This window comes from Pseudomonas petrae (genome assembly GCF_021728295.1).
Classification (GTDB): domain Bacteria; phylum Pseudomonadota; class Gammaproteobacteria; order Pseudomonadales; family Pseudomonadaceae; genus Aquipseudomonas; species Aquipseudomonas petrae.
This window is the reverse complement of record NZ_JAKJXE010000010.1, coordinates 12,395-24,821: the sequence shown is the minus strand read 5'-3', so window position 1 is coordinate 24,821 and position 12,427 is coordinate 12,395. Positions and strand designations below refer to the sequence as shown.

The following is a 12,427-nucleotide window of genomic DNA, read 5'->3' as shown; positions in this document are numbered from 1 at the left end:
TTGTGCTTGCAGCGTGCGGGGTGAACCGGGAAGCTAGCGCGGTAATCACCCGACGGAGTACCGGCCTTGGATTGGCAAACCCTGCTCACCCGCGAGCGCCTTGGCAAGACCCTGCACAGCCCTGAGGAATTGGGGCGCAGTCCGTTCCACAAGGATCACGACCGGATCATTTTCTCCGGCGCCTTTCGCCGTCTCGGCCGCAAAACCCAGGTTCACCCGGTCACCAGCAACGACCACATCCATACGCGCCTGACCCATTCGCTGGAGGTCAGCTGCGTCGGCCGCTCGCTGGGGATGCGCGTCGGCGAAACCCTGCGCAGTGCCCTGCCCGACTGGTGTGACCCCAGTGATCTGGGCATGGTCGTGCAATCGGCCTGCCTGGCCCACGACATCGGCAATCCACCCTTCGGCCACTCCGGCGAAGACGCCATCCGCAACTGGTTCAAACAGGCCGCAGGCCGCGGCTGGCTGGACGCGATGAGCGAGGTTGAACGCAACGACTTCCTCAATTTCGAAGGCAACGCCCAGGGGTTCCGCGTCCTCACCCAACTGGAATACCACCAGTTCGAGGGCGGCACGCGGCTGACCTACGCCACCCTCGGCACCTACCTGAAATACCCGTGGACGGCGCGTCACGCCGACTCCCTGGGCTACAAGAAACACAAGTTCGGTTGCTACCAGAGCGAGCTGCCGATCCTGGAGCAGATCGCCGGCAAACTCGGCCTGCCGCAGATCGAGGACCAACGCTGGGCCCGGCATCCGCTGGTGTACCTGATGGAGGCGGCCGACGACATCTGCTACGCGCTGATCGATCTCGAAGACGGTCTTGAAATGGAGTTGCTCACCTACGACGAGGTCGAGTCGCTGCTGCTGGGTCTGGTGGGCGATGATCTGCCGGAAACGTACCGCCAGTTGGGCCCCAATGACTCGCGGCGTCGCAAGCTGGCGATTCTGCGCGGCAAGGCCATCGAGCACCTGACCAACGCCGCGGCCCGCGCTTTCGTCGAACAGCAGGACGCGCTGCTGGCCGGCACGCTGCAGGGCGATCTGGTCGAACACATGCACGGGCCAGCCAAACGCTGCGTGCTCAATGCCAAGGACATGGCGCGCAAGAAGATCTTCCAGGACAAGCGCAAGACGCTGCACGAAATCGGCGCCTATACCACGCTGGAGATCCTGCTGAATGCCTTCTGCGGCGCGGCGCTGGAACAGTTCGGCGGGCATGAGCCATCGTTCAAGAGCCGGCGCATTCTCGATCTGCTGGGCAATAACGCGCCCGACCCAAGCTGGCCGCTGCACACGTCCTTCCTCAGGGTCATCGATTTCATCGCCGGCATGACCGACAGCTACGCCAGCGAAATGGCCCGTGAAATGACCGGTCACTCCAGCCCTGTCTAGCGGCGCCTTTTAGCAGTCGCGCCTTTTCGAGAACGCTCGCGAAAGCCCGAATACGAGCCTGTATTCGGGCTTTTCTCATTGGGGCTTCAGGAAATCCAACAGCAACTTCGGACATTTCCTACGCAACCGTCGGAATGCCCTTATCGCTGGTCGTACATCCCTGCCGAATAATCCGCGCCATTCCGAGCCTTGGGACAACCCGACCCATTACCTCCCGAAGACACCGTCCACCTGCGAGCGCGCCGCCGGCCCGCCATCACGCGGTCGCGCTCACTCCCCCTACGTCTGGAACCGCCGATGTTCACTAAAGATTTCCGAATCCTGCTGGTTGAGGATCATCCGTTTCAGTTGATCGCCTTGCAGATACTGCTGAACAACCATGGTCTGTACCGCGTCACGCCGGCGCTCAATGCCAGCGAAGCACTCGGCGCCATGGAGCGCAGCGCCGAGCCCTATGACCTCCTGCTCTGCGACCAGCGTCTGCCGGGCATGTGCGGCCTGGAGCTGATACGGACGGCGAACCAGCGCGGGTTGATCCAGCGCGCCGTGCTGCTCAGCGGCCTCGACGCGGATCCGCTGGCGAGCCTTGAGTCCGAAGCCAGGGCGATGGGCCTGCCACTGCTGGGGTGCCTGAGCAAACCGCTCAACACCCTGGAGCTGATCAGCCTGCTGTCCACGCCCGCGTAATGTTCGCCTGCAGCCCGGTCCTTTTCGGGTATCTGCCAGCACCGATGCAGGCCGCTGCGGAGTGCGCATTTCCACGTGCCGTTGATATCGGGCAAGCGACGTTTTTAAACATGCAGGGACAGTTTCGCGAATGTGCGGGGTTATTCCGATTGGCAATAAACACGCATTTTTAAATGCATTTAATCAACGGTAAATACTGATACGTATTAAACATTCATGACCGCCGAGTGCATCCATGTACGCACATACGCTTATTTCTGTAGGAACATTCCTATATAGCGCTTCGGGCATGATCTCTTTATGTGCGCCTTGAACATCTGGGATAAGGTGCGCGCTTTCTTGCCACCCGTTATGGATTGATCATGAACTCTATTTTTATTATCGACGACCACCCGGTCATACGAATGGCCATACGTATGCTTCTGGAAAACGAGAATTACGAGGTGGTCGGAGAGACCGACAACGGCGTCGACGCCATGCAGATGGTCCGTGAATGCATGCCCGACCTGATCATCCTCGACATCAGCATCCCCAAGCTGGACGGGCTCGAAGTCCTCGCCCGCTTCAACGCCATGAACCTGCCCTCGAAGATTCTCGTTCTGACCGCTCAGGCGCCGAGCCTGTTCGCCATCCGATGCATGCAGTCGGGCGCCTCGGGTTATGTGTGCAAGCAGGAAGACCTCAGCGAACTTGTCAGCTCGGTCAAAGCGGTATTATCCGGCTACAATTACTTTCCCAGTCAGGCCCTTGCCGCGTCGATCAAAAAAGAGGGTGACCCCAACGAGCTTGAGCGCTTCAAACTCGTCAATGACCGTGAACTGATGGTGTTGCAACTGTTTGCCCAAGGGCGGACAAACAAGGAAATCGCCAAAGGCATGTTTCTCAGCAACAAAACGGTCAGCACTTACAAAACCCGGTTGATGCAAAAACTCAAGGCCAAGACTCTGGTAGAACTTATCGAGATGGCAAAACGCAATTCGCTAGTGTGAGAGACAGGATGCCAAAGGCGTTAAAGGACTATTGGATAGCAGCCGTGATGGTCTGCCTTGGCTTCGATACCCAGGCAGATCCCCTGGCGCCGGAACGCTACACGCTGCTGAGCCGCTCCAACCCTGCGCACATGGACGTGACGCTGGACCGCGCCCAGTGGCAATGGGTGCGCAACAAGCGCGAGCTGGTGGTCGGCACCTCCGCGCCGGACTATCCGCCCTTCGACATGACCCTGACCGGGCACGACTACGAAGGCTTTACCGCTGATTACGTGGGCATTCTCGGACGCGTGCTCGACCTGCCGGTCAGGGTGCTGCGATTCGCCAGCCGCGACGAGGCGGTTCAGGCGCTGAGCGAGGGCGAAATCGATTTGCTGGGCAGCGCCAATGGCTACGAGGCGGCGTCGCGCGGGATCATGCTGTCAACGCCCTACGCCGTTGACCAGCCCGTCCTGGTGACCCGCGCCGGAGAGGCCCGGCCCTTGAACGGCGACCTCAACGGTTTGCGCCTGAGCATGGTTTATCACTACCTGCCGCCCGACGAAATCGCCGCGCTTTATCCCAAGGCGCGGCTGCAGACCTTCCCCTCCTTCCAGAGCGCGATCAATGCCGTGGCCTTCAATCAGGCCGACGTGTTTCTGGGCGACACGATTTCCACCCACTACGTGATCAACAAGGGCTATCTGAACAACGTGCAGATGGCCAATTTCGGCAAGCACGAGGCGAACGGTTTCAGCTTCGCCGTGCAGGCGTCCAACCCGGTGCTGCTGGACATCGTCAATCGGGTGCTCAACGGCATTCCGGTGGAAGAGCGCGTCGCCATTTCCAAACGCTGGGGCGCCGGCAGCGACCTGATGCTCACCGACCAGAAGCTGCAGCTCAATCAACGAGAAGAACGCTGGATCGCACAGCATCCGACCGTTCGCGTGGTGTTCAACGAGGCCTATGCGCCGCTGACGTTCTTTGATGCGGCCGGCAATTTCAGCGGCGTCACCGCCGACTTGCTCGAACTCATCCGCCTGCGCACCGGGCTCACCTTCAAGGTCACCCATGCCGCCAGCATGAACGACATGACCAACCAGCTGAGCCAGGGTCAGGCCGACCTGATCGGCGCGATGATCCCCAGCGAAGAGCGCCAGAACCGCTTCAATTTCAGCCGTCCCTACCTGGACAACGTGTTCGTGCTGGTCACGCGCAAGGAAACCTCGGCCCCCTCCAATCTCGATCAACTGGACGGCAAGCGGGTGGCGCTGACCCTCAGCAGCCCGATCCTGCCCTTCCTGCACGACCAGCACCCGGGCATTTATCCGGTGGAGGTCGACAACCCGGCGCAAGCCCTGGACATGCTCGCCCACGGCCGCGTGGAGGGCGCCATCACTTCGCTGTTCAGCGCCAGTTATTTCCTGTCCTCACGGGCGTTGAACGACACGTTGCAGATGCGTGTAACGGTGGGGCAGGAACCGGCGCGCATTGCCATGGCCACGTCACGCAATGCGACCGAGCTGACCTCGATTCTCGACAAGGCGCTGTCGAGCATCGCCCCGGAAGACCTGGCCGCCATCAACAATCGCTGGCGCACCTATACACCGCCGGGCAGCGGCGCGTGGCACGACTATGAGCTGTTGATCTATCAGATCATCGGCGGCGCGAGTCTGTTGCTGCTGGGTTCACTGGCGTGGAATGCCTGGATGCGCCGGCAGATCAAACAGCGCGAACGCGCCGAGCGTGCGCTCAACGATCAGTTCGAATTCATGAGCGCGCTGGTCAACGGCACGCCTCATCCCATCTATGTCCGCGACCGCGACGGCCTGTTGAAAATGTGCAACGAAAGCTACCTCGCCGCCTTTGCCGAGCGGCGCGAGGACGTGATCGGCAAAAGTATTCTGGACGGCATTTTAAGCAATACCGAGGAGGCTCTGGGTTACGTCGAGGATTACAAGCGCGTCATGGCCGACAACGAGCCGCTGATTCTCGATCGCTCGCTGCACATCGGCGGCCGCGAGCTGACGATCTACCACTGGATCCTTCCGTTCCGCGACTCCCTCGGCAAAGTGCAGGGCATCATCGGCGGCTGGATCGACATCAGCGAACGGCGGCAATTGATCGAGCAACTGCAGACGGCCAAGGACCTGGCGGACGATGCCAACCGCGCGAAAAGCACCTTCCTGGCAACCATGAGCCACGAGATCCGCACGCCCATGAATGCAATCACTGGCGGATTTTGTAGAAACTCCGTTTAGTCAGCGTTCTTCATTTCAAGCAGTTATTTCTGACCCGCGTGTACATCTCTGCAAACCCATCGAGTCTGAAATTGACAGTGCGGACAGTAGTTAAAGTGTTAATTCGCAGAATACCTTCTCTACCCTGTAATAGGTCTTGGACTAGGGCATCTGGTGGGGTAGAAAAAAGAGCGGAGTAAGTCGCCATTTGCGCTGTTACGTCATATGTTGGTTTTCTGTCGACATAGATACGATAAGAGACAGTACTACCCGGTGCGGCGATAGTATCTGATTGTGTTACGGTCAGGAAAACCTTTCCTTTGGAGCAGATTGCTCCAAGACCATCACGTCGAGATTCCCCATGTACTACGAGACCGTCAAGCCGAGTATTTTCGACCGTAGAGGTATAGCTATAATTTTCCTCAAAAAGTTTTTTGCCATAGCCATGTTGCTGTTTTCCGAAAACCCCTGATTTAACCTTATTTTCGTCAACAGACTTTTGAACAGGGTCACCAATATTGTCAACCAACCCTAGGTCGCTCAAACTGTATGGCTTATCAAATAATACCTGTTTAGTATCATTCATGACTTTTACCATCAGTAAACCCTGCGGGCTTCTGAAAGTTTGTACGATGGTAACGTTTTGCCCGTCAGTCAAGGAATCACGAATCCCCATATACGTCTGGTCTTTTGTAACCAAGTAACTTTTATTGAGATAGTCAGCGTCGGCTGCATATTTACTACTTACTGACTGATTAGTTTGACAGCCCGCGAGTGTAAAACCCATCAATGCAAGGTACAAAAAACTTTGCTTATACATCCTTGTTTACTCCAAAATGATTTTTTATTACAAAGCATTATGCCATATTCGATTTTCGTTGACTAGGCGGGCAATTTGCATTAGATACAAGCACGCATAATTTCAACTTACTCGAACGCGCTTCACTTCTTGACATGTGCTTATCGCATCGCAGTGTATAGCCGAGCGAGCCGAGCCGACAGGCAATGCATTTTTGCTTTTGCTTTTGCTCTTCTTGGATAATTCTAAAATAACTGTCGCAACCTTTAATTCCGTGGCTTCCAACATAACCCACTTCTATTAAATGCTCATAAGTCTATGTCTACAAAGTTGCAGGCAATAAAAAAGAGCCTTTCGGCTCTTGTGTTGGGTTTTGATTTGTTATACTGAAGTTACCAAGCAAAAATATAAGAAATGAAAACAACCCATACGTCTATTGTATCACACAAAAATAAAAGTCAAGCATTAACTCAACAAAACATCGCAGAAGTAAAAGCCAATGCCGAATTGTTTCAAAATCCGCATATCAATGCTTCGGAACTAGTCGCAAAACTAAAAGTAGTCATATCTCAACTCAACCCGCTTACAAGAACCTTCGAATTTTCGAGCGATTATCGTGTTGAGTCTTCATTGCCCTTCGTAAGCGATGAAGAAGCCGAGGATTTAGGGTTTATCAAAATAATAAAACTTCCTACACCTAAATTCAATGTTCTACGAGCCAATAAGAAACAAGAGTTTTCATATCAAGAGAAAATAGAAAATTACGCAACGGATGCACTGGCATTAGCCAAAACAATAAATAGGCTGTTTGATTACCTCCGTGCCGATGAATATTTAAAGCAGTTAATTCTGGTCGCAAGCGCTGACCTAAAATCTAAGAGCGAACTGAATAGCATTGAAATATATAAAAATGTAAGGTTTTCTGATTTGCGCTGTTCCGGTACTGTGTTTGATAAGTTGTATGAGTTTTTTGTGGACGATGAAGGTATCCGCTACGCAAGCGATAGAAGCATTTATGGCAAAGAAAATGAGGGTAAAGACAAATGCACTTTTAGAAGGCTTGCGAAAATTGTCAAAGCCGTCGCAAGAAAACAACGAGAAATGCACTTACTAAAAAATCGTAAAATTGGGTGGAATGATGAAGCATATTGTAGCAACGAACTTTTAGGGTATCAGAGAGAAAAAGACATTGAGCAGCAAGAATTTATTGATAATACTGAAATCGTTTATACTGACGATAAAGGAAAAGAACAGAAAATCCCGCTCTCAAAATTTGCCTTAACTGATGAGCGCAAAGCGTCCGAAATTTATATGAAAGTTAAAGACTTGGAGAAAGTCGCAGAGAGTAAGGGATACATCGCTTTATTTACTACTTTTACGTGTCCGGCTGAATTTCATTCAAATCCTAAAAGTGGTCGGAACTGTTGGGACGGTTCAACGCCAAGGGAAGCGTCTGATTGGCTTTCTACAAGGCTTGTGGCGTTGAACAAGGATAGAGAAAGACACGAGATAGAAACGCTTGGGATGTGGTGCAAGGAAGCTCACAAAGACCAATGCGTTCATATGCACTCGATGTTTTTTGTACGCCCGGACCAAGCCGCTGAGTTAATCGCTCTTATCCATAAACACTATTCGCATAGTGAGAATGCTGTGCGGATAGTTTTCATATCAGATGAAGAGGCAAAGAAATCGGTCAAGAAAGGCGCAAGTCCTGCCACTTATATTACGAAGTATGTCATTAAAAGCCTTCGTGAAAAATCCGATGAGTCGATGAAGAACAAAGCCGTTGCTCGTCTGTGGGGTTATAGAATGTATGGTTTTTTTGGGAAGACACAAACTATCCTATGGCGTGCATTTGATAGGTTTTTCGATAAAGAGCCAAGCGAACTAATGATAACATTCACGAACATAGTATTTGTACAACTTGCGAAATTCAGACAAGACGGGAAATTTTGGGCATTCTGTGAATATGCGAATGAATTTATTCAGACCGTGATTATTGAACACGATGAAATGTCTTGGAGCGGGTTTGAATTTATTCGCAAGGTCAAGTGGGGTTACAGAGTGAAAGGAACTGACGATTGTCTCCAAACAAAATTCGAATGTAGTTTGAGAACAAATTTTGGGCAATAAAAAAAGCCTTAACGGCTCTTATATTGTTACATCAAATCAGGGTTTGTAACTTAATGGAATGAAATTTGGCAATTCGACAGATTTGCCTTTCTGTTTATGACCCAACTTTGCAAGTGCGTGGTCTATGTCTGCTTCGGCGAATAATTGTTCTGCTTTCGTTTTGGGTTGATTAGTAGTTGGAGCGGGTATTGTTTTTTTGTTTTTCATTTTGCTATCCTCGTTATTTTCAGTTTGGTTAGTGTTTTGTGGTAATTCAGTTGTGAGCGACTTCGATGGTTGCGTTTCTGTCTTTGATATTGTATCAAATTGAAGCCCCTTTAATTTCAATGCTTCAAGATGAAATTCAAGAAGTTTAACCTTTGTTTTTGGGTATTTTTCTTGATTGGTTTTGACTCGTTCGAAAAGCGCAGTTAAATCAGATTTAGTAGGTTCATAGTTGGATACCTCTAAACCCATCATTGCGGATACCAGCCACGTTTTGCGTTTAAAATCTTCCGAGCCGGTAAGGTAAAATGGCCCTTTAATACCTTGTGCGATCAAAGCCTGCATTCCTGCTTTTATGCTAATTTCATTAGGGTTCGTGAAAGAAACGCTGTTGGCGTTAACCGTAAAACCGGTTTTGTATTTCTCATCTTTGCTTGTGTAATTTACGCCATCAGAGGTCTTAAATTTCGTATAAAGGCTTTCACGGCGGTTTGGTTTTGGGTCCGGTTCTGGGTCCGTACCTGGACTTGAAGAAATTTCGGCAAATTCATCTGGTGGCAATGGAGACTCAAAGCGCAAGATTAACTGGCTAATTCCATTTTCATCGACTTTATATTTTTCTATCAATTTGCTCATTTGAAAACCAATGGAGCTTGGCTTAATAGATGTTGAACCTTTGGTGATGTAATAGCCTGACAGCCTTGTAGGGTCGGTTTTGCTCTTGTTGGCACGGATAGTAAAACCTTCTTCAATCATCGCCACAAACAACGCCTGTGGCGTCTTGGCATCGGAAAGAATGCCTTTCAACTCGTTCTTATACTTTTTCTCATCAGACTCTTGGCCCGTACGATTTTCGTACTGTTTAGAAGCGTAGTTGAGTCTTGTCGGGTTTGGGTCGTTCCTGCTTTCCGAGATTTGCTCATTTTTGAGTGAATGCTTTTTTTCGAGTTTTTGAGCAAGCGTCTCTAAGGCACGATAATTGTCTTTCTTAAAAAACGCCTTGTTGTCAAAATCTCTATTCTCCATCACTAAATGAAGGTGTGGATTATTAGTGTCTCGATGGACGGCGAGCAAGAAATTGCGATTATCACCGAAATGACGTTTTACCAACTCATTGCCAATTAGTAATAGTTTCTCGTCTGTAATCACGTCATGGCTTTCCTCGAAAGATACGATGTAATGCATTTCATTGCTTTTCTGCTTTGCAGTTAAACGGCTATTAAAATCCAATTCGATTGCTTTGGCTGACTCATTGAGGTTGGCGGTATCAACTGAAATATTACCGCTAATCTGGCTGGCTTTCTTCAAAACATAATTAGCAAGGTTTCGAGTGTTGGGTTTAATTCTTGGGACTTCTTTGATAAACATTATTTAGCCCCGTCAATAAACGCAAGAAGGTCATTACTCCCGCTTATAAGTTTTTTATGAAAAGCCCCGTAGTTGTGAACGAAATCAGTAAGTGTTCTGATAGTGCTTTCGTCCTGCTTTTTATCTAAAACGTACTTATTTGCGAGAACTCCCACATCACGCAACTTATTGTTGTCAGCGAATTCAATTGAGGAATTAATGAACTCCTTCTCATAAACCGTAAATGCGTCGAAGAATTCGAAAAGCAGTTTAACCAAATCTTGATTTGCAAATCTGTCTTGGTACTCTTTGTGCTCATTTTCAGTGAGGCTAATTGTATACTGCTTTTTTCTCGGTGAATGACTATCCTCAAAAAGAGGAAGGTTTATCAATGACTCAAAATCTGGTTTTGTAGCTGTATTAATTTCAAGCGTTTTGAAACGTAGGCGACTGACGTCAAGTTTCATTTTGAGCAAAGTTCGGAGAGCGATAGTAATATTTTTGTTTGTTTCAGGCACCGCACTTTTGATTTGAGACAAATTAGTGTAGAGATTTGCAAGGGTTTGATTGTACTTCCCGAACTCAATGGAGTGACAGTTTTTTGCTATTATGACAAAACTACGGTTATGGAAAAGGTGTTGCTTAAATGCGTCCGATAGCGAAAACTTCGATACAGAAATTTCATTATATTCTCTTCGAAGTTGTTCAATTTGTTCGGCGTTGATTTCCGTAAGGCGGGTACTTGCTTTGAATTGGCTCATAGGTTTTTATATGGTTATGAGCATATCGTAGCATTTATTTTTTAGATTGTTGCCTTAACGCTTTGCTATTAGATACGACCCTTGTGGGAGTATTTTGCCACCCGTAATGAACGATAGAGAATGAGTGGGGCAAGCATAAACAACCAAACGACGATAGTCGTGATGGTTTTTTATTCTGCTTGCTTCTTTAAATCAAGTTACCAGTTTTTAAACTAGAAGCACGTTACAGAGACGTGATTTTTAATCACGCCTTTGTTACTGCTAGATGTGCAATCCTCGCCGCGCAAAGTAACCATCTGGTGTAACTTCAATCGTATCTATATGCTTGTCGTCGTGATAAATATCAAGGGAGAAAAATTTCTTTTTTACAGGAGTGATAACGATTTTTATCTTCTGCGAGTGAAGAAAGTTATTTATTCTTATGCGACCTTTTTCCGTTATCAAAAGCCTGTAAACCTCCATTACGTTTACGTCTGATTTTGTTGCGAGGTGCATTGAACTAATTTTAAGGTTTAGTTTGTGTTCGTCTGTTTTGAGGTTGTCTAGCTCTTGACTCACTTCATCAATTCTATTCGTAATATATTTTTGCGCACTGTCAGAAGACTTTTCAAGTATCGAAAAGTTATTTGCCAATGCTTTTTCTTTTATGATTATCTGCCCGGCAATTTCTTGATGTTCTTTTTCAAGTGCTTTTATGTCTTCATTTTTTACAATGATTTTGTGAAACGGAATTAGCGATTGATATGCAAGGAATATTTCTTCTATGCGTGCATATCTGTGCCTGATACCTTTCCCCGGCATTGCATATTTGCACTGCCCGACAGTCGATGCATGGCAAACTAAATCGACATAGTAATTTTTCTGGGCATGGTAGCGAAAAGTTGAGCCGCACTTGCAAAATACCAAACCGCGCAAAATATTTTTAAACTCTTCGGCTTTTCTTCCAGCCAGTTTCGGGTCTTGTCTTTCTTTTAGCTTTTCGCTAATCCTGTGAAATTCTGACTCACTGATTACAGATGGATAATAGTTCTTTATTTCCTTATTAACGATGGTTCTATTTCCATTCTCATCGTTTTTCATCGCAAGGAACGAACCATAAATAGCATGTTTGTGTAACACTTTTCCGACAGTGCTATCAGTATATTTTTTCGGGTGATCTTCTTTGTTCAATTCTTTTGAAATAGACTGAAACCCCATCTCAAAGCAAAGCTCTGTCATTCTTTTAACTGCTTTTGCGTGTTCATTTAAAACGAACTTACCATCAGTAAACGAAATCCAAAAAGGACACCGCTTTGTAATAATTCCGCCGTTTTCACCCTTGGTGAGATTTCGGGCTTTTGCATCTGATATTCGCTCACTCTTTGATTTGCTTTCATCATTTGCACGTTCAAGGATGTTTTGAATGAGACTAATATCAACACTACTATCTTTTTTTCGTTTTGAGTAAAGCCGGTTATCGAAAAGTGTGTAAATTGAACAGTCCGATTGAATAATTGAGATGATTAACTCTAATGCATCATATCCGCCCATCCTGCTAATTCGGTCGAATGACTCGACCAATAGGAGAGCGTTTGGAAGAATTTCTTTTGACTTGATACGTTCAACGAATTTCGCTAATTGACCGCTCTTTAAGTTCTTGCCCTTGAAGGCTGAAACTCCTAGGTCTTCATAGCGTTCGACCTGTCTTGCTAGGGGGTATTGCTCAAAAAAACGGTTGAGCTGTTCAAGCTGTCGAACCTCGCCAAAGCCAAGGCTTTGCGCTTTCGATGAGAAACGTATGTAACTGTATACGTTGATGGTTTCGCCGTTCTGAAACACGTCAGCGAACGCCCTGGGCAGTGTATTTTTGACTGACATAATGCTCTGAACCCCTTGTAGACTGTGCATTCT

The 12,427-nt window shown here is 48.4% G+C and carries 8 protein-coding genes and 1 pseudogene; 5 read left to right on the top strand and 4 right to left on the bottom strand.

Annotation, left to right across the window (positions count from 1 at the left end; genetic code table 11):
• The first annotated feature begins 66 nt into the window (after positions 1–66).
• The 4 genes and pseudogenes from L4G42_RS17910 to L4G42_RS17895 form a co-directional block, all read left to right on the top strand.
• The gene (locus tag L4G42_RS17910) at positions 67–1,398 is read left to right on the top strand and encodes a deoxyguanosinetriphosphate triphosphohydrolase (RefSeq protein WP_237259466.1); all 1,332 of its coding nucleotides are present in this window, start codon (positions 67–69) and stop codon (positions 1,396–1,398) included.
• A 297-nt stretch (positions 1,399–1,695) separates the two neighbouring features.
• Positions 1,696–2,085 (top strand): response regulator, encoded by a 390-nt coding sequence (locus tag L4G42_RS17905; RefSeq protein ID WP_237250820.1) that lies wholly within the window; start codon positions 1,696–1,698, stop codon positions 2,083–2,085.
• A gap of 362 nt (positions 2,086–2,447) precedes the next feature.
• Positions 2,448–3,074 carry a response regulator transcription factor gene (locus L4G42_RS17900; RefSeq protein ID WP_065991486.1) on the top strand — a complete coding sequence of 209 codons (627 nt, stop codon included), beginning with the start codon at positions 2,448–2,450 and terminating at the stop codon, positions 3,072–3,074.
• Between the two features lie 47 nt (positions 3,075–3,121).
• Positions 3,122–5,290, top strand: a pseudogene (locus L4G42_RS17895) (transporter substrate-binding domain-containing protein); the annotation flags it as partial.
• Positions 5,291–5,324: 34 nt separating this feature from the next.
• Here L4G42_RS17895 and L4G42_RS17890 read toward each other — a convergent pair.
• The gene (locus L4G42_RS17890; RefSeq protein WP_048729851.1) at positions 5,325–6,113 is read right to left on the bottom strand and encodes a hypothetical protein; all 789 of its coding nucleotides are present in this window, start codon (positions 6,111–6,113) and stop codon (positions 5,325–5,327) included.
• A gap of 393 nt (positions 6,114–6,506) precedes the next feature.
• Here L4G42_RS17890 and L4G42_RS17885 point away from each other — a divergent pair, with 393 nt between their 5' ends.
• Positions 6,507–8,225, top strand: coding sequence for a replication endonuclease (locus L4G42_RS17885; protein WP_237260988.1), 1,719 nt, complete (start codon positions 6,507–6,509; stop codon positions 8,223–8,225).
• A gap of 36 nt (positions 8,226–8,261) precedes the next feature.
• Here L4G42_RS17885 and L4G42_RS17880 read toward each other — a convergent pair whose 3' ends face one another.
• From L4G42_RS17880 to L4G42_RS17870, 3 genes are all read right to left on the bottom strand, one after another.
• Positions 8,262–9,797 carry a relaxase/mobilization nuclease domain-containing protein gene (locus tag L4G42_RS17880; RefSeq protein ID WP_048729848.1) on the bottom strand — a complete coding sequence of 512 codons (1,536 nt, stop codon included), beginning with the start codon at positions 9,795–9,797 and terminating at the stop codon, positions 8,262–8,264.
• Positions 9,797–10,537 (bottom strand): hypothetical protein, encoded by a 741-nt coding sequence (locus L4G42_RS17875; RefSeq protein ID WP_048729847.1) that lies wholly within the window; start codon positions 10,535–10,537, stop codon positions 9,797–9,799. The genes L4G42_RS17880 and L4G42_RS17875 overlap by 1 nt, the downstream gene beginning before the upstream one ends.
• A gap of 261 nt (positions 10,538–10,798) precedes the next feature.
• The gene (locus tag L4G42_RS17870) at positions 10,799–12,394 is read right to left on the bottom strand and encodes a recombinase family protein (protein ID WP_048730156.1); all 1,596 of its coding nucleotides are present in this window, start codon (positions 12,392–12,394) and stop codon (positions 10,799–10,801) included.
• Between the last annotated feature and the right edge of the window lie 33 nt (positions 12,395–12,427).

Bases quoted from the DNA above. Each gene is read 5' to 3' on its own strand.
- L4G42_RS17890 (WP_048729851.1), bottom strand. From the start codon at position 6,113: ATGTATAAGCAAAGTTTTTTGTACCTTGCATTGATGGGTTTTACACTC.
- L4G42_RS17885 (WP_237260988.1), top strand. From the start codon at position 6,507: ATGAAAACAACCCATACGTCTATTGTATCACACAAAAATAAAAGTCAA.
- L4G42_RS17875 (WP_048729847.1), bottom strand. From the start codon at position 10,537: ATGAGCCAATTCAAAGCAAGTACCCGCCTTACGGAAATCAACGCCGAA.
- L4G42_RS17905 (WP_237250820.1), top strand. From the start codon at position 1,696: ATGTTCACTAAAGATTTCCGAATCCTGCTGGTTGAGGATCATCCGTTT.
- L4G42_RS17870 (WP_048730156.1), bottom strand. From the start codon at position 12,394: ATGTCAGTCAAAAATACACTGCCCAGGGCGTTCGCTGACGTGTTTCAG.
- L4G42_RS17900 (WP_065991486.1), top strand. From the start codon at position 2,448: ATGAACTCTATTTTTATTATCGACGACCACCCGGTCATACGAATGGCC.
- L4G42_RS17880 (WP_048729848.1), bottom strand. From the start codon at position 9,797: ATGTTTATCAAAGAAGTCCCAAGAATTAAACCCAACACTCGAAACCTT.